This window comes from Pseudomonas sp. ASL9, assembly GCF_056680335.1.
This window is the reverse complement of record NZ_CM155277.1, coordinates 1,001,686-1,024,771: the sequence shown is the minus strand read 5'-3', so window position 1 is coordinate 1,024,771 and position 23,086 is coordinate 1,001,686. Positions and strand designations below refer to the sequence as shown.

21 protein-coding genes are annotated in these 23,086 nt (G+C 52.6%); 9 read left to right on the top strand and 12 right to left on the bottom strand.

The genetic code is table 11. The annotated features are described in order from the left end of the window. Positions 1-234 precede the first annotated feature (234 nt). Positions 235-426, bottom strand: coding sequence for an antitoxin Xre/MbcA/ParS toxin-binding domain-containing protein (locus tag AC1ME2_RS04810; RefSeq protein WP_480439662.1), 192 nt, complete (start codon positions 424-426; stop codon positions 235-237). 794 nt (positions 427-1,220) lie between these two features. Here AC1ME2_RS04810 and AC1ME2_RS04805 point away from each other — a divergent pair. After that, positions 1,221-2,057, top strand: coding sequence for a hypothetical protein (locus AC1ME2_RS04805; RefSeq protein ID WP_480439661.1), 837 nt, complete (start codon positions 1,221-1,223; stop codon positions 2,055-2,057). Positions 2,058-2,172: 115 nt separating this feature from the next. Here AC1ME2_RS04805 and AC1ME2_RS04800 read toward each other — a convergent pair whose 3' ends face one another. Beyond that, the gene (locus AC1ME2_RS04800; RefSeq protein ID WP_447108073.1) at positions 2,173-2,472 is read right to left on the bottom strand and encodes a DUF7693 family protein; all 300 of its coding nucleotides are present in this window, start codon (positions 2,470-2,472) and stop codon (positions 2,173-2,175) included. A 163-nt stretch (positions 2,473-2,635) separates the two neighbouring features. Here AC1ME2_RS04800 and AC1ME2_RS04795 point away from each other — a divergent pair, with 163 nt between their 5' ends. The 3 genes from AC1ME2_RS04795 (at position 2,636) to AC1ME2_RS04785 (ending at position 6,171) form a co-directional block, all read left to right on the top strand. Further along, entirely contained in the window at positions 2,636-3,619 is a 984-nt protein-coding gene (locus tag AC1ME2_RS04795; protein WP_447108072.1) for a 5'-nucleotidase, read from the top strand. 188 nt (positions 3,620-3,807) lie between these two features. Next, positions 3,808-4,794, top strand: a complete 987-nt coding sequence (locus tag AC1ME2_RS04790; RefSeq protein WP_447108071.1) for an HNH endonuclease — start codon at positions 3,808-3,810, stop codon at positions 4,792-4,794. Between the two features lie 327 nt (positions 4,795-5,121). Beyond that, positions 5,122-6,171 carry a hypothetical protein gene (locus AC1ME2_RS04785; RefSeq protein ID WP_480439658.1) on the top strand — a complete coding sequence of 350 codons (1,050 nt, stop codon included), beginning with the start codon at positions 5,122-5,124 and terminating at the stop codon, positions 6,169-6,171. 404 nt (positions 6,172-6,575) lie between these two features. On the opposite strand, the gene AC1ME2_RS04780 is transcribed toward AC1ME2_RS04785, so the two are convergent. Both AC1ME2_RS04780 and AC1ME2_RS04775 read right to left on the bottom strand, forming a co-directional pair. Continuing rightward, on the bottom strand, positions 6,576-7,703 hold the full coding sequence (locus tag AC1ME2_RS04780; RefSeq protein ID WP_480439656.1) for a nucleotide-binding protein: 1,128 nt from the start codon (positions 7,701-7,703) through the stop codon (positions 6,576-6,578). Positions 7,704-7,880: 177 nt separating this feature from the next. Then, positions 7,881-8,318, bottom strand: a complete 438-nt coding sequence (locus tag AC1ME2_RS04775; RefSeq protein ID WP_480439653.1) for a hypothetical protein — start codon at positions 8,316-8,318, stop codon at positions 7,881-7,883. 481 nt (positions 8,319-8,799) lie between these two features. Here AC1ME2_RS04775 and AC1ME2_RS04770 point away from each other — a divergent pair, with 481 nt between their 5' ends. After that, positions 8,800-9,480 carry a DNA adenine methylase gene (locus tag AC1ME2_RS04770; RefSeq protein WP_480439651.1) on the top strand — a complete coding sequence of 227 codons (681 nt, stop codon included), beginning with the start codon at positions 8,800-8,802 and terminating at the stop codon, positions 9,478-9,480. After that, positions 9,480-10,250 carry an 8-oxoguanine DNA glycosylase gene (locus AC1ME2_RS04765; RefSeq protein ID WP_480442002.1) on the top strand — a complete coding sequence of 257 codons (771 nt, stop codon included), beginning with the start codon at positions 9,480-9,482 and terminating at the stop codon, positions 10,248-10,250. Before AC1ME2_RS04770 ends, AC1ME2_RS04765 begins: the two co-directional genes overlap by 1 nt. A 179-nt stretch (positions 10,251-10,429) precedes the next feature. On the opposite strand, the gene AC1ME2_RS04760 is transcribed toward AC1ME2_RS04765, so the two are convergent. The 8 genes from AC1ME2_RS04760 to AC1ME2_RS04725 form a co-directional block, all read right to left on the bottom strand. Further along, positions 10,430-10,753, bottom strand: coding sequence for a hypothetical protein (locus AC1ME2_RS04760; protein ID WP_480439649.1), 324 nt, complete (start codon positions 10,751-10,753; stop codon positions 10,430-10,432). A gap of 355 nt (positions 10,754-11,108) precedes the next feature. Then, a complete protein-coding gene (locus AC1ME2_RS04755) occupies positions 11,109-11,714 on the bottom strand; it encodes a 7-cyano-7-deazaguanine synthase (RefSeq protein WP_480439647.1) in 606 nt (201 codons plus the stop codon). After that, positions 11,711-12,919, bottom strand: a complete 1,209-nt coding sequence (locus AC1ME2_RS04750; protein ID WP_480439645.1) for a PfkB family carbohydrate kinase — start codon at positions 12,917-12,919, stop codon at positions 11,711-11,713. The genes AC1ME2_RS04755 and AC1ME2_RS04750 overlap by 4 nt, the downstream gene beginning before the upstream one ends. Positions 12,920-12,951: 32 nt before the next feature. Then, positions 12,952-13,281 (bottom strand): hypothetical protein, encoded by a 330-nt coding sequence (locus tag AC1ME2_RS04745; RefSeq protein WP_480439643.1) that lies wholly within the window; start codon positions 13,279-13,281, stop codon positions 12,952-12,954. Positions 13,282-14,282: 1,001 nt separating this feature from the next. Next, positions 14,283-14,972, bottom strand: a complete 690-nt coding sequence (locus AC1ME2_RS04740; RefSeq protein WP_480439641.1) for a hypothetical protein — start codon at positions 14,970-14,972, stop codon at positions 14,283-14,285. A gap of 17 nt (positions 14,973-14,989) precedes the next feature. After that, on the bottom strand, positions 14,990-18,373 hold the full coding sequence (locus AC1ME2_RS04735; RefSeq protein ID WP_480439639.1) for a hypothetical protein: 3,384 nt from the start codon (positions 18,371-18,373) through the stop codon (positions 14,990-14,992). Next, positions 18,370-19,815 carry a tyrosine-type recombinase/integrase gene (locus AC1ME2_RS04730; protein WP_480439637.1) on the bottom strand — a complete coding sequence of 482 codons (1,446 nt, stop codon included), beginning with the start codon at positions 19,813-19,815 and terminating at the stop codon, positions 18,370-18,372. Before AC1ME2_RS04730 ends, AC1ME2_RS04735 begins: the two co-directional genes overlap by 4 nt. 511 nt (positions 19,816-20,326) lie before the next feature. Beyond that, a complete protein-coding gene (locus AC1ME2_RS04725; RefSeq protein WP_480439635.1) occupies positions 20,327-21,016 on the bottom strand; it encodes a TetR/AcrR family transcriptional regulator in 690 nt (229 codons plus the stop codon). Between the two features lie 1,355 nt (positions 21,017-22,371). Between AC1ME2_RS04725 and AC1ME2_RS04720 the strand changes: the two genes are divergently transcribed. Genes AC1ME2_RS04720 through AC1ME2_RS04710 form a run of 3 tightly spaced genes read left to right on the top strand, consistent with a single transcriptional unit; the run spans position 22,372 to position 22,998 of the window. After that, positions 22,372-22,725, top strand: a complete 354-nt coding sequence (locus tag AC1ME2_RS04720) for a TolC family protein (protein WP_480439634.1) — start codon at positions 22,372-22,374, stop codon at positions 22,723-22,725. Further along, on the top strand, positions 22,712-22,861 hold the full coding sequence (locus AC1ME2_RS04715; protein ID WP_480439632.1) for a hypothetical protein: 150 nt from the start codon (positions 22,712-22,714) through the stop codon (positions 22,859-22,861). The genes AC1ME2_RS04720 and AC1ME2_RS04715 overlap by 14 nt, the downstream gene beginning before the upstream one ends. Beyond that, positions 22,855-22,998 carry a hypothetical protein gene (locus tag AC1ME2_RS04710; RefSeq protein WP_480439630.1) on the top strand — a complete coding sequence of 48 codons (144 nt, stop codon included), beginning with the start codon at positions 22,855-22,857 and terminating at the stop codon, positions 22,996-22,998. Before AC1ME2_RS04715 ends, AC1ME2_RS04710 begins: the two co-directional genes overlap by 7 nt. Positions 22,999-23,086: the final 88 nt, after the last annotated feature.

Genomic DNA, 23,086 nt, shown 5'->3' with positions numbered 1-23,086 from the left:
GCCACCTATCGCCGACGACGATAAGTATCCGAACAGAATTGGATGCATGTGGTACTGATGCCACGAATCCTGGAGCACCGGAATCTTCGAGGTGCGCCGCCAGAGCAGTGCGCAATTCGAGCAAAGCATCCCGCAATCGAGCGTCCTCGCGAGCGTCGCCTGAGTTGCGGTTGAACGATTCAACGTGGTGGCGAAGGGCTTCGCTGTCGTTTTGATTGAGGTCAAAGGCGATCATTAGGCGGAGTACCCGTGGTTGATTCGCTCAAGCGCATCCATGATCAGTAGATATCCTGCTTCATCGTGAGCGAGCTCCAAAGGCGATCGGTCACCCAGAGTTGTTTTCGGCTGATTCAGCCATGCGTTTGCTTTATTTTTGTTGCCAAAGATCTGCTCGGCTTGATGCTGTATCAGCTCTATGTAATTCATGCCTGGCTCTCGTGGGATGCGTGGGTGTACACGCTTTGCTTGATGCTCGGATTCTAGCGTCTATGTAACGCCAGTTGCTTGCACCCAAGGGATGACATGGGTTTGATGACAAAAACAGCGTGGGTGAGGTGGGTCGGGTTTTCCGGTTAGGATTCAAATACAGCAAAGCTGAGGTGCTCCTGCTTAACCTTTGCCAGCTACGGAAAAGGTCGTGACGGTGTTGGATGAGATAAATGGCCAGTGGGGTACGGTCATCCATGATGATCCAGCACGGTCTCAACCCTGGATCGTCATACCGCTTGAGCTAGGGTGTTTAGTCAAAGCCACCTTTCTTTAAGCGCTAACCCATGGAATATATACCAGACACCCACCCCGATGATTCGTCCGAAGACGTCGTGACAAGAGAGTCGCTGTACGAGCAAGCCTGGTCGAAACCCATGACCAAAATTGCGGAGCGATATGGGGTGTCTTCGAGCTACCTTGCTCGAGTGTTTACTCACTTGGATATCCCTCGTCCGCCGGTGGGGTACTGGGCTCAGGTCGCGGTAGGAAAGGGTAAAACTCCCCCGGTGTTGCCTGAAACTCGACCCGGTGCGCTCATTGCCTGGAGTCGCAATGGCGCGCCCATTAAGGGTTTCCGGTCTTTGCCAAAGGAACCTCAGAAAACGAGCCGTAAGGTGGCTTTGACCAGTGCGGCACTGCCTCGCCGACACCCACTGCTACTGAGCGTCGAGGAACATTTTAGGAAAGTACGGGAAAGTGAGAACGGCTATCTAAGGCCGACAAAGCGCGCCATGGCTGATGTGATTGTCAGTCGCACGGGTCTCGACCATGCCGTCGACTTTGCCAATCAGTTGTATTTGGCGCTGATGAAAGAAGGGCTTGCTGTGGCGCTGTCTGATCCTGCCACACATATGAATCGCGAGTCAGTTGATAATCGCGAAAAGGCTTCAACGAGGTACATTCACCCCGCACTCTGGCAGCCGCAACGTCCCACGGTGGTTTACATTGGAACCATAGTTTTTGGATTGACCATCTACGAGATCAGTGAGTACGTGCAGGTCAAGCATGCAGACAAGGAGTACGTTCGGCTGAGTTCGCTTCCAGCCAGCCAACGTCGCTCTCCCTATCCCAAAGGGTGGGTAATGAGTGCTGACATGCCCAGCGGCCGCCTCTGCCTTCAGGTTTATTCCCCTTACTACCGAGCGGAGTGGATTCACCGCTGGAGCGAAGACCAGCCTGGCGATTTGGTCAGCAAAATTCCCGGAATCGTAAAGCTCTTGATTGCCGAGACCCCCGTACTTGCCAATAAAGTCGAAATTGAGCGGGAGAGGAGGGAGCTCGAGTGGCAGAGGCACAAGCTGGAAATGGAGGCGAGGCAGAGACAAGAAGAGGAAAAACGTCGACTCAAGTTGATCCAGGATAGCCGCGATCGGCTAGAGACTGTGATTCAGACTTGGGCAAAGGTGAACAGCATTAGGGCCTTCTTTGACGATATTGAGCGATCCGCGCAAAAGCTCGGCTGTGAGGAGCGGATTGTCGTCATGGAGCGGTTGACTCAAGCGAAGGAGTTGATCGGGGACTTGGACGCGTTGAAGCACTTCAATGGCTGGGAGCCTCCGGCGCTTTAATCCTCCATGATTGTGTTTCCGACATAGTATAGGGCGCTGGTACTTTAGACGCGGTTAGCTGCCTGCCTAGTGGTGTTTAGAGCGTCGCGACTAACCCTTGTAGCTGCTGATACTCTCAAACACTCAGAGAGCTGACTGGATCTGTGCCGAATCTACTCCAGCTCTCAAAGCTCCCACTGCGTCCATCCGGCGCTGCGCAGTAGTCAAGAGAGTCGCAGTCGTTGAACAGCGTAATTACCCAACCGTATACACCAAAAACCACTACAGTCCAGTCACCATAGATTCTCTTGACGCTGGCTACACCGTATTTGGCAATCTCCTCGAACAAGCCTTCGACGATCGCTGCAGGCGCGTTATCTGCATCGATCAGTACCGCCAGATGTTTCTGAATGTGATTGGTGATGGGAGTGGCCATGGTTCATCCTTGATTAGATACCGCACCATACCGTCATGCCAGTCAGAAGGCATCATGGGGCAGGGTAGCAATGACGACTATCGCATAGTTGTGAAAAGGCCTTTCCTCGCGCAGGATGCTTGGGGTCTCATTCACGCCCGCCGGATATTAAAGGATATGTTGAATGCCGTATGAGTTAGACAACCGCTTGGTAATCGGCGTCGCTTCCAGCGCCGTTTTTGATCTGCTCGAATCGGACGCTGTTTTCAAGAGCCAAGGGGAAGAAGAATACCGAAAATTTCAAGAGAAGAACCTTGATAATCCGCTTGCCAAGGGAATCGCCTATCCATTCATTAAGCGCTTGCTCTCACTCAATGATCTAAGCGCAGACCCATCCGATCCACTTGTTGAGGTGGTGCTTCTTTCCAGAAATGACCCCGACACCGGGATGCGGGTGATGAAGACCATCGAGCACTATGGACTTGGGATGACGCGCGCCATTTTCATGCAGGGCAAATCGCCGCATGAGTACATCCCCGCTCTGAACATCGCGTTATTTTTGTCGGGTAACAAATCCGATGTTGAGGCCGCTATAAAAGCGGGACATCCAGCCGGCCAGGTGTTGGACTCGAAGTTCAACGATGACGAAGCGGACAAGACACTTCGGATCGCGTTCGACTTTGACGGCGTGCTCGCAGGCGATGAGGCTGAGACCGTCATGCAATCTTCCGGGTTGACGGAGTTTCACGCCTACGAAGTAAAGAACGTCATGGAGCCTCATAACCCCGGGCCGCTGAAAGAGTTCATGGTGCGCATGTCGAAAATTCAATCTGTGGAGGAGGCGCATAAGAAACTAAATCCCGATTACAAGAACCGGATCCGTGTCTCCATCGTCACTGCCCGCAATGCCCCCTCGCACGAACGCGCGTTGAACACCTTGAAGAGTTGGGGTGTCATGGCCAACGATGCGTTTTTCCTCGGAGGCATCGACAAAGGCAAGATTCTTGGTGTGCTGAAGCCACACATTTTCTTTGATGACCAGTCAGGCCATCTCAAGTCTGCGAGCGCAGTTGCACCCTCCGTTCACATCCCTTTCGGTATCACAAATCAACGGGCGGTCGAGCCTACGTCAGGTGCCGAAGTCGATCGTGCAGTGAAAGCCGTTTGAGCTCCGGGCGATGCGCTTGGTCACCGTCTCCTACTAAACCTGTATGAGAGATCTAGGGCTTGGTTGAGACCGTTCGAGCTCCAATCGAGCGCAGTACTAGAGCGAGGTTCGTGACTTTTAAATTCCAGAGGGATGCGCCTCGGGGAGGTTAAAATCTTGAATAGCGATTGCAAGCGTGGGGTTGGCGGATGATAGAAAAGTTTTTAGGCCTCAACAGGAATAGATTACAGGCGTTTTCGCAAAGGTATGAGTTCCGGGTGGTCAGCATAGTCTCGCCTACACAGGACAAAATTTACTTGGGGCAGGGGCAGCCTAGGATCTGCAGGTACTGTGGGGAAGACGCGTCCTCAACGACCTTCAAGGAGCAGTCGCATGCTATCCCGATATTTCTCGGGAACAAAACCGTCATAGATTTGCTGGAATGCGATCGCTGTAATCACCATTTTGGTGACCATTTTGAAAACAGCTTTGCAAACTACACGCATCCTCACCGTTCATTCCAGAGAACGAGGGGGAGGAGCGGGATTCCAGTTTATAAAGACAAAGATTTCCGGGTTTCCGCTTCCGACCAGTCCAACTTAAAAATCTGGTCGCAGGGCAAGGAGGGTTTGAACGCCCTGAAGGTAGAGGGAGAAAATCGGCTTAAATTACCCTTGGCGCGACAGCCTTATTACCCAACCGCGATTCATAAGTCCTTGGTGAAAATAGCCTTGGCGGTGATGCCTGCTGCCGACCATGCCAAATTTGCAGGGCTGAAAGAATGGTTGCTGAGCAAAGACCACGCTCCGGCGTTTAGCGGTGCTGTACCCGTCATCGAGTGGATGATCAGCGGGCCCGTCAACCCAAACAGGATCATGTGCTTACTCGCGCGAGCAAAGGAGCGCTATCGGGAGGCCGTATTCCAGTACCAATTGATCTTCCAGTATGGAAACTTTCAATATCAGCTCGTCATCCCCTTGAGTGAGGAGAGCGGGCAAAAAAAGGATTTCGTTTATGCGCCACTCCTTTTGCCGGAAAAACATTTTCTGCAGTACGGGCCATCCGATTACCAAGAAAAGAATTTTTTGTCTGGCGAGCGGGTTGTCGGGGAGGTGGTGGATTTGCATATCAGATATGAGACAAGAGAGCCCGAGGGCTCTGTTGGCGAGCCTGCCTTGCTAAGGCCCTCTCAGTGAGTTCAGTGCGCTCTGTTTTGACCGCCTTACCCGTCGGGAAAGATGGCTGTCCGTCGGAGCTTCTTTTCCATAAACGATAACGGAGTGCGCTGAGTATGCTGACGATTTCCATCAAGGTGAACATACCCAATCTTGATCGAATCAGGACGTCCATTCCGTGCCCGCGTTGCCACTTGCAAACCACCGTGAAGCTCGGTGAAATCCGTCGCAGGGATTACGTTGTCTGCCGTGGATGCTACTGCACCATTCATCTTTTGGATCATATGAGCTCCGTTCATAGAGCTCAGAAGAAAATCATCCGTATGCTAAAGAGCCTGGAGCGCTGAGATGGATCCTCTACTCGTTCAAAGAACCCGCTACGTGCTCAAAAGTCGTTTTCGTTGGCCTCAGACCTGCCCGGCTAACCTCATGCCTGAGGCTTGTCATCAGCTGCTTGGCTGGTTGCAGAACCATGCGTTGACCTCGATGCACCTAAGCCGATTGCGAGACGTCGAAACGAGTGCGGGAGTTGAGGTCGAGGACATTTTTAAAGTCCTGCGCCGAGAACCAGTCGAGGAAGTCGAGCGTGGCTACGACGCCACAACGTTCGAGGGGCACGCCGCCATATGCCTTCACATCGTGCAGGCGGTAGCAGCGTTAACTGAATTAGATTATCGGGCGATTCAGCGGGGACTTGGTCTCCTTGCAGGCTTTGTGCTCCGCGAGCAAGTCCAAAACATCGACGACTCCATCGAAGCTATTCGGAACGTAGCACTGGATGGTTTGTTTGAGTATCTGGATGAGCGACTGGACTCCGATTCCGCAATATACGCAGTGCTGCTCAAGTACAAGCAGCGCTGCGAGTGGTTCTACAATCAGCGCCTGCGGGACTATGCGGAAAACGGATTGGAAGGGAAGACCGGTGAGCGGGCGCTTGCCGTTGACCTCTACGACTACATCCTTGGACAAGGCGTCGACTTCGTTGTGGAGCAGGCCTCTGCCAGCGGCGAGGTTGATCTGGTATTGACTAACAGCGACGGCCGTAAGCTGGTTATTGATGCCAAATACATTGCGGCCAGCTCAACTCGAAGCTCGGTGGTACGCAAGATCGCGTCCGGGTTGCATCAGGTCGCACGCTATTGCAACGATTTCTCTGAACCCTCGGGCTTCTTGGTCACCTTCATTGCGACGTCCAATCGAATTGCACTGGAGCTTGATCGGCGAGACGGCCTCGACTTTGTGATGATTGGCGGGCGTTGCATCTACTACCTGCCGATATTGATCTCTGACGAGCCATCTGCCAGTCGTTCAGGCACCCCGAAAGAAATCCTCATCACCCGGGGGGAGCTGGTTGAGCAGGTGATAGATATGGGGGACAAGGAATCCGAGGAGTCCTGACCCCCCTAAACGAATAGAGTGAGGCGCGGGAAGGGGCCGTGATTGCCGAGGCAGCTGTCTGTAAACAGCAGTTTAATTACGGCTCTGCTTGTCCTCGCGGCAGTCAACGCCTCATCGCACCTACTTAAGTGAACATCTTTTCTAGCCCATTATTTACAACCAGCGATCGCTGATCATGTACTGAGGGCAATTCGTTTTGTTCGATGGAAAAATCGATAAAGCCAGAGAAATAGCTGCAACTGCCATTTTTCATTGCTTCAAACTCCACAGAACGCTGCGCATACAGATGCTTGAGCAGAAAGCACCGGCTGGCATTGGAAAGCTTTTCAGCGAACACCTAAAGCAATGGTTACCAACACGTTCAACTGCCCCTGGTGAGATACCGGTTTGACCACCGCGCCCTGCTACATACGGCAATTGACGAGTTCCTCCGTGAGTCGACATATCTCATCAGCAGCAGGGGAGTCTGGAGCAATGTCCAGGAGAGAATGGAAGTAACAATAGCCGTCCATAAACGGGCGATCGTAGTTATAGATCTCGATGGCGATTTTATGCGCGGATGTCATTTGCGTAGCCAGGAGTGGGAAGTCAAGTGACCTGATCTGCTTGAGAATGTGTTCACGACGCAGGTAGTGACCTCGTTTGGCTATCCATAGCTTCTCTCGCTCTTCTTCGCTGACACCCTGGGCATCACCCAAGAACTCCACCAGCTCTCTGCTGACCCCGCCGATGTCGCACTGTGTGACGAGTCCAAAGTACGCCGGAGGTGCTTTTTTACACCTGAAGCTTCTCAGGTCGACGATGAATTTGGCGGCGCTATCGACTGACATCGAACAATCACTGTCAAGAATGATGGCAACAAGCTCTGCGTTCTGTGGAGTGACCTCGATGTTCCTGTTGATATCCAACAGCACATAGTCATACCGAGTGATCAGCTCACTTAGTTTCTTGGTTGTGCGCTTTTTTCGATCCAGCCTTGCGATGCTTCCGCCATAGATGAACGTGAGCATTTCCCTTTCCTGGGGCGGAGCATTGTCCACATTGTCCCGGATTTCTTTTTCAAGTTTTTTGATTTCAGAAGGGAATGTGATGAGGTCGCGCTCGTCGTAAAAATCGATGCGGCTCACCAGGCTTCCTTGCGCAGGTTTCTGGTTGTCATCACGCATACCTCGAAAGACCCCGTCATCGCTCACGATCGCGACGCTGTAACCTTGTTGAGTCAGGCATGCGCCGACATTAACGGTGATGGGTGATTTACCAACACCTCCTTTGTAGCTCGTGATGCTGAGGCATCGACCTAATGGAGTCAGGTTCAGGTACGTTTTGAACTCAGGAGGTATCTTCACTCCACAACGGTAGAAAAAGCACCACAAGGCACTTTTTGAAGGGGATCTGTAAAAGTTGTTCTTGTCTGATGCTTCCCAGGAACGCCATGTTCTCTCATCAACACCGGCCCATCTGCCGGCTTTACTGGCGCTTATCTTGGCGTTGACACGCAGCATCTTCAACTGCTTACGTAGCTCGTTGTCCATCGTTTTTTCCTCCGTCAAGCGGCGGAGATTAACGAAGTATAAAATGTCAAAAAACCATGAACAAAGTTCATGGTCAGAGTTCGCCAGGATGTCGGCAGCAGTGGCTGTGCTGGAGGAACAACAGAGCAGGCCGTAATGCCTGATTTTTGTACCTCTGAACTTAGTCTGACGTCATTATCAGCCTGCAACCAGCCCAATGACCCAGTGGTAGAGCCAAGCTGCTGTATCACTCATCGCGAACTGAAGCACAACGGCAGCGCCGGTCAAGATCTTCCCCGCAAGCTGCGCCGTCTTGTAGGTCAGCTTAAGGCTCATGACCTCAGGGCTGTAGCCGTGGGAGCGTCGCAATTGGCGCAGAAGCGGCACTTGGAACCTTCGAGTGTATTTAAGGGCTTTGCCGAGATATTTGAAACAAAAAGCCAGCAGCAAAATTTTGCAAGCAACGTCGATTGGGCCGCTGGCGCGCGCGAGAGCGTAAATAGGTTCCGGGGCTTTGACTAAGGCTGTTCCGACCATTACGACCAGAAGCAGGATGAAAAGCGCCATCGTCCTGGAAGAGGTGAGGGCGGGGTATTCGTTGTGTAGCTTTTCGTTGCGCAGCGTTCTTGATGTCATGAGGTTTCCAGATTGTGGGTGGAATCGCTTGCGATCGAGCGATCACTGGCTGAGTGTTGCACACATCAGCAGCTACAGAAGTTCAAACACCCTCTGCGAATTTCCCTCGGCCGATCCACTTTTGTAGCGGATAGGGATACAAAAAATCGAGGACATTAGTCCTAAGCAGAGGCCAGCCAAATCTCAATTTTTGTGCTCGATGATGAAACCTCGGTGCTCAGGCCGTCGCCCCTGACCTGGGCTACTTGTTACCAATTTTTTTTCACAACGTGATCTGTGGGGGTCGATGATGTGCATCATCAAAGGCTTTACGCCATAAGAGCTGTTCGCAATGGTTTGGGAAACGCCTGTGCTGACACTACGCCTGGTAGATTGGTGTCTTTGACGTTGGACTTTTAAAGCCCGCCGCAAAGCAGGGATACCCTTATCGAATAGAGCTTCTACGATTGACATCATCGTCAATTCTGACGATGATGGAGGCATGAGATATCCCGGCGGGAAGGGCAAGTGCTATCAGCGCTTGATCAATTTGATGCCTGTGCATCAGACCTACATAGAGTCACATCTGGGCTCGGGCGCTGTGCTGCGCAACAAGAAACCGGCACAGCGCACAATCGGTATCGATTTAGACCCGAAGGTTCACGACCTCTGGAGCCGTGAGCAGGACGCACCTGAGTTTGATCGGATCAACGCGGATGCTGTCGAGTATCTGGCCAGCTTTGACTTTGCGGGTGATGAGCTCATCTACGCAGACCCGCCGTATCTGGCATCTACCCGCCACAGAGACAAGGTTTATCGGTTCGACTATTCAGAAAGCGATCATCGCCGCTTGCTCATGGTGCTTAGGGGGTTGCCTTGCAACGTGATGGTCTCGGGATACCAGAGCTCAATCTACGATGAGTTGCTTGTTGGGTGGCGCAAGACTACTTTTTCGGCCAAAACTCATGTTGAGGTTCGCCAGGAGTGCGTCTGGATGAACTTCCCGGAACCGCAGCAATTACACGACACCAGATACCTGGGGCACACCTTCCGAGATCGACAGACGATAGCTCGTCGACAGGAGCGCCTGCGTGCTCGTATTGATTCGATGGATCCTGTGGAGCGCAATGACCTCGTCCGCTGGATGGCACAGACCTATGGTCAATCCAGGGAGATGGCGTGATGCAGACGGGTGTGGTGGTACTTGATTCGATCTTTCACAGTGCGGAGTTTCCAGCTCCTGAAACAGAAGTTTTACCAGGCGTTCAGTGGGGGCTGATAGAAGCATTCCCGTCACCTGCCTATTGGGCCTATCAGTCGTGGGCAAACGCCTATTTCGCAGATCCCATCATCTACAAGCTGGGCGTCACTCTGCGGGAGGAGGTGGGCGCATGTCTTCTGGGTGGGCATGGCATTCCTGCCAGCGTAGGGCTTGCCGCATTTGCTCACCTTCGCGACAACGGCGTATTCGAAAGCACCGACGTTTCAGAGGAGGATCTGTACACGTTGCTGTCCGAGCCCCTGACGGTCGATGGGCGATCAGTGAAGTATCGCTTTGCTCGCCAGAAAGCCCGCTACCTGACCGCCGCGATGATGCTGTTAAATACGCAGCATCCACCGCTTCACTCGGGGCGCGCCCTCAGGGACTGGTTGCTCGTGATTCCTGGCGTGGGCTACAAGACGGCTTCTTGGGTCGCCCGCAATCACTTGGGCGCTGACGACGTAGCTATTCTGGACATACATATCCTTCGAGCCGGTCAGCTAGGTGGATTTTTTACACCGGGACTGACTGTTGAGAAGCACTACCTAAAGTTGGAGCAGGAGTTCTTGGCGTTCAGTCGCGGGTTGGGCGTTAGAGCGTCTGAACTGGATGCGCTGATGTGGTTACAAATGATGTCATCGCCGAGCATCATTCATGGACTGCTGGGGCAATTCTCGGCAAAGGCCGCCTGAATACGGTGCGCTACAAAATTACGAGCTTCTGTTGCTGTAGGGTGATACGCGCTTTCGATTTCCGTACAGTCAGCCTGGCGCATGAGTTGATTTCCCTTGTCGAAAATCACCGTTGGCGCCAGTGAAAATGTATTTACTCAGGCTGTGGATACGCCCTTGCTCTTTGCGACGCGGTTGTCTCAGTTGGCCCGATTGGTGGTTCCGACAAGCGCAATGCCCACCCCTGCCAAAATGCCCTTCGGCGCAAGATCACCTGCCCATGGTTCGCCAGTAATCCCAAGAGGGCAGAAGCCCAGCCCAAGACCTTCAGCCACAATAGCCATCACCCCCAAGATCACCCCCGCATCCCGCCATATCAAGCTGCAACCGTCCTGGTATTTCGCAAGCGTCTTGCCCGGTTCTGCGATCAAAAAAACTTGGGTTGCCTCGGGAGCTGGGACGAGTTGATTGCAATGCTGGGCTAGCCCTTCAAACGTCGCCATGCTGCCTGGGATTTCGATCAACGAGTGTGCTCGGGAGTCGTATCTCCAGCCGTTGCTTTCTTTGGGCCCTCGAATGACTATGTGGATAGGATGAATAGCGCCGGCCGAAGGGGTTGGGCGTTGCTCAAGATCAAATCCCAGCGCCGACGTCATGGAGCCCTGTGAGCGCGAGGTGTGCCACAGTAACGCTGACAGATCTCTGTGGCTGAGTCGCGCAATCTCGCGCCTGCTCCTGCGGCCATCCAGTACATTAAACAAGGCTGGCCCATCGCTCGCAGCAGGCGGGTCGAGTGTCTTGGTTTCGCCTGCTGGCCATACATACGGGTGATAAAGCGCCGGTTGAGCAGAGGGGTGAACAATACTGTGGGGTATCGGATTACCGAGTTCGATCCAGGTCATGGCCCACCTTGTCCAAGACGGCGAAGTACTTGTTACACCCTCGACAACGCCCGCAGGGGACGTTCGCGGTATGACAGCTATGAGCCCACGCCAGTAGATCGGCAGGAACGCCTGATTGCCGCACCAGTTCTTCTGTGCTCAGTGTGATGGCGGGGGCGAGGATCTTCATGCTGCCCTCCTGAAGGCTCATCAATATATTCATAGCTTCCACGAAGGCCGGGGTTCCATCCTTGTGAGAGCCATCGGAGCTGACCGTCCCCAGCCAAAGCTCGGTGACGCCCACGCCGATGGCCTTCATGGCAGCAAGAGTGATCAGCATCTGGTTGCGGTAGGGCCACCAATCAGACTCGGGAGCCAGGGCATCGGCACTGGATCCCGCCATATCACCGGAACCCAGTGATCGGCAATCGATGTTGATCACATGCTGTTCTATGCCCAGCCGCCTGCAAACAGCAGTTGCAGCAGCAATCTCGGCCTCTGCGGCTAGCTGACCGTAATTCAATGTGAACGCGGTATCCGGTCGTTTCCACCAGGCCAATGCCAGCGAGTCCATGCCACCGGAAAACAGCAACCCGGTCTTCATAACGCCACCGCAGTCCAGACAGTCTTGTAGACGGCTGTTACGAAGTCATCGCACAGGATGCAGTGTGACCCTTCCATCATTTTCTTGTCCTCTTCGGACTCATTCTCAACGTACAAGATCACTGGCTTGTTCAGCGCGCGGGCGTAACCAATTTCGTAAAGGGTGCCTGAATCCAGTCCATCGCCGATGGCGAACATCAGGTCGCAGTCATGAATTGCGTCGATGTCCTTCTGGACGACAACTTCCGCTGGGCCGGGGCCGACATCGTGATAAGGCGAGAATACGTCGATGCCCATCGACAAGAACGTTCTGCGTGCCTCTTCGACCAGCCACAATTGCGCTAGCGAGAAGAACGGGCCAGCCAAGTAGAGTTTGGGGCGAAATCCTTCCAGGACGCGGGTTGAGACGGCCAATGGGGCAGGGGTGTAGGCAGCGATGCTGGATTGAGTGGCAAACCCCTGATGTTCGCAATAGTAGGCTGTTGCCCGAGAAGCCACATCGGCGGCTTCATGCGCAGAGAGTCCTCTTTCGAGCCAAGCCAAGGCAAAATGCGCAACGAAATTGTCGCCAGACCCGAGTTTCCAAACCCGATCCGTCGAATAGGCAGGCACTTGGGAGAACGAGTTGTCTGCGTAGACCAAGGCGCCCATCGGGCCCATCTTGATGACCACCACCTCAGCGCCATCGGCCACTGCGATAGCCTTGGCCATCTCCTCGGTAGAGAGCTTGGCCGATCCGCACATGGCCTGAGCTTCGGAGCGGTTCAGAATCAACGCTAAATGATTAGCCGTCGAGCCGTTGGCTTTGAAAGAGTGAGGTACGCCAGGATTTTGTGGGTCATACACGACGTAATCGGCATGCACCACGGCGTCACCCTCCAGGATGCCGAAACGAATGACCTTGTCGGCCGTAACCTGTATCGGATCAAGCTGGGAAAGGGGGATATGGATTTCCGGTGTCGAGAGTCCATGGACGTAAGAAAACGCAGCGCTCTCGCCCACTAGGGTCGGATGTACCTGGAAGCCCTCGTAGACCGCTCGAAGCTCGATGACGTCTTTTGAAGCGGAATCAAGATACGCATGAAGATCGACTTCGCCGCCTGCTCGTACGATGGCCGTCGCAGCCCTGCCTGCTGATCCATAAATCTCTTGCCAAGTCGGCGCCATGCAATGCTCGTAGTAAACTCCGCCAACGATAGTGATCATGAGCTAATCCTTGTCTCAGTTGATGCGCGGTCTCATCTAACGCGCGGAAGAATACGAACCTTCACCTGGCCACCTAAGATACTGATGACCTCTGCGACATAGGTGCTGCCCTCGCGCAGGCAGGTCAGCAGGCGCTGGACTTGGGGGGAGGCAATACCGCCCGCGATATGTCCATTCCACAACACTTGGACGACGCTCAAGCTTCCCAACTGATCGAGGTGAACGTCGAGGATGTCGCCTATCTTCATCTGAGCAACGATCTGCTCTTTGGGGGACGCCAGTTGCGTTTCGAATTTCAAGGTGTCGCAAGAGCTTTCGCGGGTTGAGAATCCTGTGTATGAACGTTCACTACTGCCTGACATAACTTCTCCTACGGCCGCTTGCCTTCAGATCTTCCAGGTGACTTCCCTGTTTCGCCAACGGATGCGTCTCTCGCGCAAAATCTGTTCGCGCTAATTCACATGATTGCAAATTGACATGCAAGATAGCGGAGTTGGGATATTAAACTCCAGCGGGAAATGTACGAGCGTCTTACGACCAAGGTCGCTTGGCACTTATGTCAGGCAAAATGCATATTGAGGCCGCAGCCACCTGCAGGGCAGCGGGGGAGGTTGGGTTCAGTCGGATGGTCATACGTTCGGCGACGGGCCGTTTTGGCGAGTCGCTGACAGCATCCGAGCTGTTGTTATGCTCCAGCGTTTGGCGATGGGGAGGGAACCACCCAATCCCAAGCGTGCTAGCAGAGCGAATGTTCGAATGCTCTCATGATGTGCTTGCGTGCAAAACTGTACGCTTACAAGCCGAGCTCGCCTCCCAGTTTGCTTTCCCATAGATACTCAGGAAGCCAGTCTGGAGGGCAGCGTCGCAGGGCCGCCAATGTCAAAAGGTGCCAGACCTGTTGTTCGATGTATTGCGCGCCCTCACCAGAAAAACCGGGCATGAGTCGTAGCGGTCTCAATACCTGCCTGAGTACCTTCACCACTCCGCGAGGATAGCGACCTCGTCCGCTGCTATCGCTCAGCGGTACAAATATAAATCCGTCGAATCGAGCAAGGCTCCCGCTCACGATGCTTTTCGCCCAGGCCCTAATCTCCTTTTTGCTCATTCGCGAGGCGAGCGTCCACCATATCAGCTCTACATCTTCGACCTCAAAATCGCCTGGCTGCGAGCATTGAGAGTCTTCATCCCCGGGTTCCTGTCCATGCGATCGGGGCCAGGGGCGAGAGGGTTGGCGGGGTGGATGCTCGTTCATATAGCCTTTTGGAGGTGAGTAGGTGAGGCATTCGTGAGAAGGGTGGCATGTTGAGCTCGACGTCATGAAAGACCTAGCAATCCGCGTTGTTGGAGGTCAATTGCTTATTGGTCAATCGACCGGCGCCATCGCCTTCGACAAGTGTTCCAGAAATTTTCGACCCTCCTCAATTTTCTGTAGCGTTTCAATTTCTGTGACAAGTCCGTAGGAGCTATATAAACCCGTGATCGTGTATTTTTCAGTGGGTTTGGTGACTACCCTGAGCAGACCTGAGAAATCGTCACGCATTTTGGTATAGACCTGAATTGTAAGGGTCAGAAACTCTCTAAGTTTTGTAATACTTTCCTGTGCGCCGGCATCAGCCAGCGCGTTAGAACTTGAGCCTGTCTTGATACCGCTCAGCCTATCTTTCAGCAGGTTTATCTGAGCATGAAGGCTTGCGATCTTAAGGAGTGCATCTTCAGAAATAATCTCAGGTTGTTCAAGCTTAACCCTGCTGTGATCAAACACCCCTTCTACAAGACGTCTGTAGCTTTCGTTGCGCAGCAGCGTCACATAGCTGAAGGCGCGGACGGCCTTGTTATAGAACGGGGAATTGGGGTCACCTGCCTTCGCAGCACGGATCTCGCTGACGACATTAGCCACTGCCCTACAGTAGTCGGTCAGGTTGCTGTACTTTGTGGCATCAACGACGCGCAACGTGTGCTCGATGATCTTTTCGATATGCGCAGATCGTTCGGCAACGTATCGATCAAACGTCGAAGGTTTCCTGGGACGGGGCACATTGGATTTATTTTTCATTTATCTGCCAACCAGCCTCAGGCGACCATCTGGATCAGTTTGGGAGCATCGTTAGCGACTGTCGCCAGCCGCTTGATCGCTTCGTGTTCTCCAGTGCTTGCTGCATAGAGCTCGAATACATCGATAGCTCCAGATTTCACCATGCTGGAAATCTGCAGGGCGACTTTCGATGCCAAGGGTAATGAGTTGTCTTCACCAATGCCTAGCAGGGCTGAAAGATTTCCTTCTCTCATTAGTAACGCGTGGCGCAGGTGGGAAAGGCGAATGTTTAAATCTTCGCTACTGGTGTCGGGAAAGTTCTGGACATCAATCAGCCGCTTAAGCAATCGCTCTTCACCGGGCAAATCCAGCTTGTTGTAGTGCACGACAATTTCCTCCTTGTTTTTCACCATCAGCTCTTGTTCCAGCCCGCTTTCGTACATCTGGACGAGCTGATGTTCAATCGCCTCCAGGAGACAGGCTTCTCGAGCGAAACGGTCATTTTCCTGTTCCAGTTGTTCAAGCTCGGTTCGTGTTCGGGCTTCAGGTTTGCGGGTCAAGTATCTTTCAATGACTTTCAAGCTGCCCACCATTAGCTCTTTGTACTTGTCTTTTCTGGCTGAAACAGCGGGGAGGTGAGCGACACCCCTTATGGCGTACGGACAAGCTGAGCAACAGTTGACCTCACCGAAAAGATCGATCACTTCCTTTGGACACGTGTTGTTGAACGGGCAAATGTGCGTGTGATTGAAAGCGAGCTCGCTAACTTCCTGAGCGATGATGCGATCCAGCCCTGTGTCCATCTCCCGCTTGGCGTTCGACAGACTCATCAAACGGTGCTTGCTGATTGCCGCTAACGGGTTTTGCGCAATGTCGTCGTGCAGCGTTCGATTGATCTTCGCAATCGCTTGCGCCAGTTCAGGAAAATCGCCCGCAGTGAGCTTGTCTTGGTTGCTCATAAGGGCACTGCAGAGCATTTGCTGGTGTGTCATACCTAAGTCATTTTCGTCGAACACCGAATAGTAAGAGACCAATGCCTCCGTCTGCCCGGTCAACCACTGGCCAACGATGCTGGGCGGAAGGAACTTGATAGCCTCTGAGACAAATCCCGCCCTTAAGCCGTGAGGGGTATAATCACTCGTCAGCATACTTGCAGTGACTGAAGTGAGTCCGGCAATCGAGTTGTCAGTGATGTAAACGGGTTCGTCCGGCTCGCCTGGCAGCGATTTTGTCCAGACAAGATCGGGCACATTTTGGTCACCCAGTTCAGACTTGATGAAGTACTGTAGGCACAGCAAGAGCAGACGATATGCGTCGTAATTGGCCCAACTGCTTGGAGTGAGTGGGAGTCTGAAGAGTGGCCTGTATTGGCCAAATTTTGATCCTTTATTTAAATTGTACCAAATCTTTTGTTTATAATCGGATGAAGTGCAGCGGCGATACCACGCATACTGCCTGTCTAAAAGAGCTATTACCCTACTTGATACGATAGCAGTCCATTCGCCATGAGCCTTATCGCTACTAATCAATAGAGGCGCAAGTGGTCTGCGTACCGGGCGCTCCACGTAGTTACCGTAGCGATCTACGTCCAGCCAAAGAAGGTGCTGCTGTCGAATGCCGGTTTCGCACATAAGCTGAGTCACGCGAACGTCATTCATGATGATACGCGGCTCTACCTTGCCGTTAATCTCAATGTCCGAGATTCGGTAGAATCGCGGGATATATTTGAATGGCCGTGGTTTTCCCTCGTAGTAGAAAATGGGAGAATAATTCAACGCCGAAAAATCCAGGCAAGCGCAGTTCATACCTTCAATGCCCCACAGGCCAGCCCAGTCAGAGCTGTGACTGAGCTCACTTATATTGGGACACTTCAAGACTCCCGCAACAACTCCATTCGTGGTGCCGTCTGCCATATCGTTCAAGTGCATCGTCAGGTACTCCAGAGAATCCAGCATACTCACGAAGGTAGAAAAGTAGGGTCGTGGGATCGGTTTTTTAATGGTGCCCCAGCGTTTCTGTAGTTTCGGATAAGAATCCGGAGAAAAGCTGTTGCGTACCCGATCGCAGTTGGGGATTAGCTCTGACTGAGAGATGATATAGTCGAAAAACCCCTCAATAGGATAGATTCGTTGGTAATGCGTATCAGATGTCCATTGATTTAAGTCCACCAAAGTCTCAATCAGATGAAGTAACGTTTCGGGAGGCTCTTTTTCAAATACAGCTAGATCCTTTAATAAATCATGATCTGCGGTGATATACAGTGCGCAAGTGAAATCATTGAACGTGGTGGGGTATTGTTCAAGATGTCCATCTCGATTCATGAAGAACTTATAAAGATATGGGCCGCAGTAGGCGATCAGAAAATAAAGAGATGATTTGTGGTTTTTGACGTTTTCAAGGCGCCTTGATCTCAGAAATGCTTGATAGGTAGAGGAAATCATTTTACAAAAGTTAATAACCTTATCCGGCAAAAGCGTTAATCCGCCTGGTAGTGCATCATCGCCATCGATCTTGAATGCTTTGTTCATGTCGCGTGCATCATTAAATATGTTCGCAAAGCTTGCGATGCTGTGAATGTCTCCCTCTAAGTATTCAAGAGTTTTGTCAGTCATCTTGTCGCGAGCCGTTGAGGACTTTTTACTCTTGAAAACTGGGTCGTTGAGTTTGCGGGCTTGCAAGAGCTGCGCACGGCTATCTTCAAGGATATTATGGACAGTATCCCGCATTAATGGATCGTTTGAAGTTTCTGCCACAAACAGTGAGAAGTCATCAGTATAGTATCGTGCTAGTTCAGACTTATAGCCAAAGCTTCTAAGCTTCAGGTCGCGCACCGTTTCTGCATTAAAGTTTTGAGTGTTATATAGATTTGATGCTAGGAGTATCCTGAGCCAGTAGGTGGCCCTCAGGTCACGATTTTTCTCAGTCATAGCGCCGGTATATCCGAGCGACGATACCGGGTTAATAGCACGGACTTGTACAAGGAGAGGGCATGTTTCGGCCTGTTCCCGAATCATTTCATCTACAATCAAATCACAGTTGATCGGACTCGACCACCCAAGTGGCAGAATTATCTGTTTTTCTATCCAGAGACGCAGGAAAGCGATTTTCATTATGGAGCAGAGCTGGGGGATTCTTGCCTTCGGGAAGCTTGGAATAATCTCTTTTACAATAGCTTCCCTCTGATCATTTGCTGAAAAGCAACACGTCAGTAGCTTTTCTACTTGGAGTCTGTGCACTCCAAGGAAGGGCCGAGAGCCCAGGTCGTTGAGTGCAAGAAGGGCTTCCCGGTGCCGACCACCGCTAACGCTGTTATGAAGCCTCCAGAACCGGTGCCTGACATCGATCATAGCCAAGTCAAACGCAGGGCCGACTTTCTTCTTTGGAATGAGCCACATGGGGTCGGTGTGAGATGGATTGATCATGCGGCCTCCAAGGCGAGTTGCTGAAGTTGTTTGATTTCTTGTTGATGAAACGCGATGCGCGCTTCAAGAACGGATTTCGGCCCGCCTGTAAGGCGTGCAAGGTTTGCGGCTGCTAATGTTGCTTGGAGCAAGTGAGCGTCTTGGCGGGCGTAACGTTTAGTGGTTTTACTGAGCTTGTGTCCCATCAGTTTCTGGACGGTGTGCAGGTCGAGTCCGTATCGTCGGTTACTATGGGGATTAGGATTGGGGCAATGGTTAGTCAGGTAATAACCGTACATATGCCGCAGACTATGGAACCCATAGGCTTTTCCTGTCACCCGCAATGCAGCTTTGCGAAAACGCTCATAGAGAGCCTGGTAGCTATTATGCATGGGGTCGCCATTTTTCAAATTTCTGACGAGAAAGTCATGCGTAACGGGGGCAAGATAGTGCTGTTTGCGCAGCCCAGTTTTGTATTCCTCCAGTGCGATCCAAAACATGGACGCGAAGGGCTCTATCAAGAAAGTCTCAGGGTGGGCGCGGCCTTTATGCGGGAGTGAGTTGATTTCGCTCTCGGACAAGTATTTGATCAGCACGTTGTGTCGAGTGGTCGGATCAACGATCAGAACCCGGTTAAATTCTGACTCCACCTCAGGTTTGATATCCTTCCAAAGCATGGTGAGCGCTTCTGAAACACGCGCTCCGCAAGCAGCCAACAAGCTCCACAGCATTCTGTCCCGGCGGCACGTCGTGCTCTGGATAAGCTCCATGCACTTGTCGATTGGGAAGGCAAACTCATCGCCCCCGTACATGTCCGTATTGGCGAGCGACGAAGGCTTGGATATCGAAGAGAGCCCCTTGCGTTTCACCCGGCGCGCACCACCCGCCAGACACCCTGCCAGCCAACTGTTCGCTTTGATCGCAGCGCGGACATTTTTTGGTGATTCGATACTGACGGTCTGGGCTAAGGAAAACCCTGATAACGACTTGGACGCGATGTACCCTTGAATTTCCAGCTCAATCAAACCCAGGCGCAAGCGTTCGCTGGCATCAATAAAATGATTGAGTGCTGCAAGTGCAACACCGACTGAACTTCCCGAAAGGTGTCGATCTCCCAGTACGTAGGCTGCTTTTTGAATCATTGGAATATCACTGTCGGTTCCGAACACCAGAAAGCTTTCGTAGCTATCAATGGTCTGCGCAAGAAGGATAGGCGTGAGCCCTTTCTCCTGATAGGTAATTTGTTGGAGGAGCTCTAGAAATACCTTGTTGTATTCAGAATAGATCTTCGTGGTTCGTTTAGATCTTTTTTTACTCAGCTGATGAGACCAGCTGTCAAAGAAATCGTCCTGTAACTGATCACTCGAAATGAGCCTGTAACTCTGCCGACCATTCCTCTCGGTGGGAATGAGTGTAATTGGCGGGGGCAGGCTCAGCGCCTTTTCAGGTGGATGAAGTTTCATATCTGGCTCCAGTACTGCAGGGATAGCCAAATAGTTACATGAGAGATTCCAAGCATGCAACTGCCTGCTATTGCATGCTTAGGAGGTGGCGTATGTATACCAAGTATATATTGTTAGCGCTGTTAATTAATTTTAATTAACAGCGCTATTTAATTTATCTCCTGTCATGTCTAATGGTGCAGGCTGTATGCGAGGTTCTATGGAGTATCTGCATTGTGTTATTGCTTGCACCGATAGGAAATGATTGGTGGCTGTGAGGTTGAGTATTTTGGTTCAGTAAGTGGCCTGCGAGTCAAGTGATGTGGAAAAATAAAAAATGTTTGTTGAGTTGCGCACTCAGACGACTTTGAGCCGGTTCGGAGCTCGACAAAAGTGGGAGGAAGGCAGATGAGCCCCATCCTGTTCGACCGAATTCAGGTTTTTTTGTGGAATGGGGCGGCATAGCGGGTAGCGGAGTGGACTGCGCTCGCACTCGCACGAATTGCTCGGGAGAGGCCGCCTTGGTTCGAGGTCAAATCGACGCGATACGCATCAAAAGCTCCTTCAGGAGTGTCCTTTCCCCGAGAGTGAGAACCGAGACATCGTCCAGATTAGCTGCCAGCCCTAGCGCCAGTGTTGGCGCTTCCCAATTGGCGTCCGTCCCAGGTTGTTCGCGATGAAGTAACGGGCGCACGGCTTGCAGGGCTACCCAACTTCCGTCTGTTGGGCGGCTAGTATTGTGCAGGGTGGTGAAGATCATGCCGGCACAGAACGGATGGATGAACTCAACAGCCTGTTGCTCGCCAACGCGTAGGCGACCTGTCATAGCGACTCTTTTGACTCGTGCTTTGAGAAACTCCAACTGAAGTTCCCATAGGTCAGACACGGCGTCGCCTCGGGGCATCGTAATGTGGAGGTAGAGGCCATGATTTTCCAGGCCAAATATAATCAGCAACTCAATCGCACGATAAAGGTCATTCACCGGGTCGTCAGACTCCTTTTCGGCGCCTACTAGATGCTGTACCCATAAGGTTATGGCCACCGCATCCAGCAGCCCATCCATATTGCCGAAATGCCGGTAAATCTGAGGTGGTGAGGCTTCGGCTTTTTCAGAAACGGCGCGCACGGTTGCGGCGGCAATACCTCCTTCTGAAATGATATTCGCCGTTGCTACGATGATACGGGCTGCGAGGTATGACTGCTTGGAGATGGGGCTTTTCATAGGCGAGAGATCTACTACTACCTTGAACGCCTAAGCTGGGCGGTGGGCTGGAGGGACGGGGATGATACGTGCTGGGTGTTGTCGTCGGCAATTGGGTATCAGTTGGTGGCGACTACCTGGGCGCCGTCCAATGCGCGTTGCTCTCGATCGATGGCGGTTATGGCTTCGGCCGTCTCATCAAAAAATGCTATGGCATTGTGAAAATGCAGATGTATCAAAGTCCCGATGGGGTGGTGATAGGTAGCAGGTACTCACCCAAGCCTTTCATGAGGGTTTGGCCTCCGGCTTCGACGCTGTCAACGACGAGTTTAACCCTAGCCATCCAATGTTTCCTCCCTGCCAAGAGGGGGCCAAGCTCGAAAATGCCGTATGCGAACAGTGCGGCAAACCCGTCACGCATGAAGTTGAACCCTTACCGGACATTTTCTCAAAAACGTGTATCCGTGTAGTCCGTTCACCCTGATAAAACCCAGTAAACGCAAGTAACCACACGAAACCTCGACTGTGCACCGTGCACCGTGCACCGTGCACCGCAACGCTTGGGTTGGGAGCTGACCCCAAAAATGGAAGAAAGGCCGCATGCGACTGGCAGTCCTGTTAGCGATCCAAGGGACACGAGTTTCTAGAATATTGGCCAATAGGCTCCTCATCTTTCAGCCGACAAATCTCGTTAGCTACAACCTGCGCGCTCTCTTTGGATGGCACTCTGGTATCATTTTTTCAATTTCAAAAATTGAATCACATGCTGCAGCGGGAGGCTCTGAGAAGCGTGACGGATAACATTGACTCAAACGCTGTTCATGACGCGACGGCAGCCGCCCTAGGGTTTTATTATCAGAGCCAGTTTGCACTCTTGACGCTCATCTCTCAGACGGCTGATGACGCTGCCGTATCTCATGCGTCGTTCGCAAGCACGCAACCGGCTGCATGCTTGTGGATTATGAGTGGGTTTGCTTGAGGGCCCAGATTTGTTATGCTTTGGCCTTCAAAGGGGATGGCTCAACCAGCCACGCAATTAGGTATAAAGGGGTGAACCTTAGATAAGGGTTCGAATCCCATCGCCTCCGCCATACAATCCCTTGTTCCCAAAGGGTTTTTTCCAAGACCGAACACGTTCTGGAGATGACTCGGGAGCAAAACGGGAACCCACGAAACGGGGAGACCTCTGAACAAGAGGCTCCCCGTTGTCGTTTCTGGGATTTGGTGATCTGTTCAGCGAAATGACAGTGTCGGGTATGTGGCTACGGCTTGGAGGAGTGGATGCTTTCAGTGGCGTGAGAGCTTCCCCAGTGTGTAGGGCTAACCACGGCAGCCAGCCTGTGAGTAATTTTCCAGTTTTAACGCGAGCACGGGGCTTGGTTTCGTCGATCTCGGTAAGGGTGCCGAAGCAGAGCCTGCCATCGACGCTGTTACAACGTCGGCCCGATGTGGTGGCCGCCGAACGTGCCGCCGCCGCCAACGCACGGATCGGCCTCGCCCAGCCAGCGTTCTTCCCCACCCAGGACCTGAGTGCCGAGCTCGGTTATCGCAGCAGCGCCCTTGGCGGCTTATTCGCCCTGCCGAATCGAATCTGGACCCCGGGTCCTGCACTGGCCGAGACGATTTTCGACGGGCGCGCGCGAGGCAGCCGTGCAGCAGGCTCGGGCCAGCTACGATTAGGACACGGCCAGCTACAGAGGCACGGTGCTGGGTGCCTTGCAGGACGTTGAGGACAACCTGTCCGCAATCAATCACCTGCAACAACAGGCCGATGCTTTCCAGCAGATCTACCAGCGCAATCAGCAATTATTCGGCAGCCAAGAGGCCCAGCAAAAGGGCGGCACCGTCAGCGAGCAAGGGTGCTGACCCAACAGCTGATCTTGCTCCAGACCGAACAGAACCTGCGCGATACCCAAGGGCTACTCAGCCAGGGCAGCGTGGCGCTGATACAAAGCCTGGGAGGCGGCTGGCAGCAGAATGAAAAGACCTTGTCCAAACAGTGAACAGGCCCTTTCAGGCCTGCGTGTTTGAGGGGGGGCAGCAGGGTGGTTTACACCATCACGGGTGGGCACGAGTCCAGAGTCTTGGACC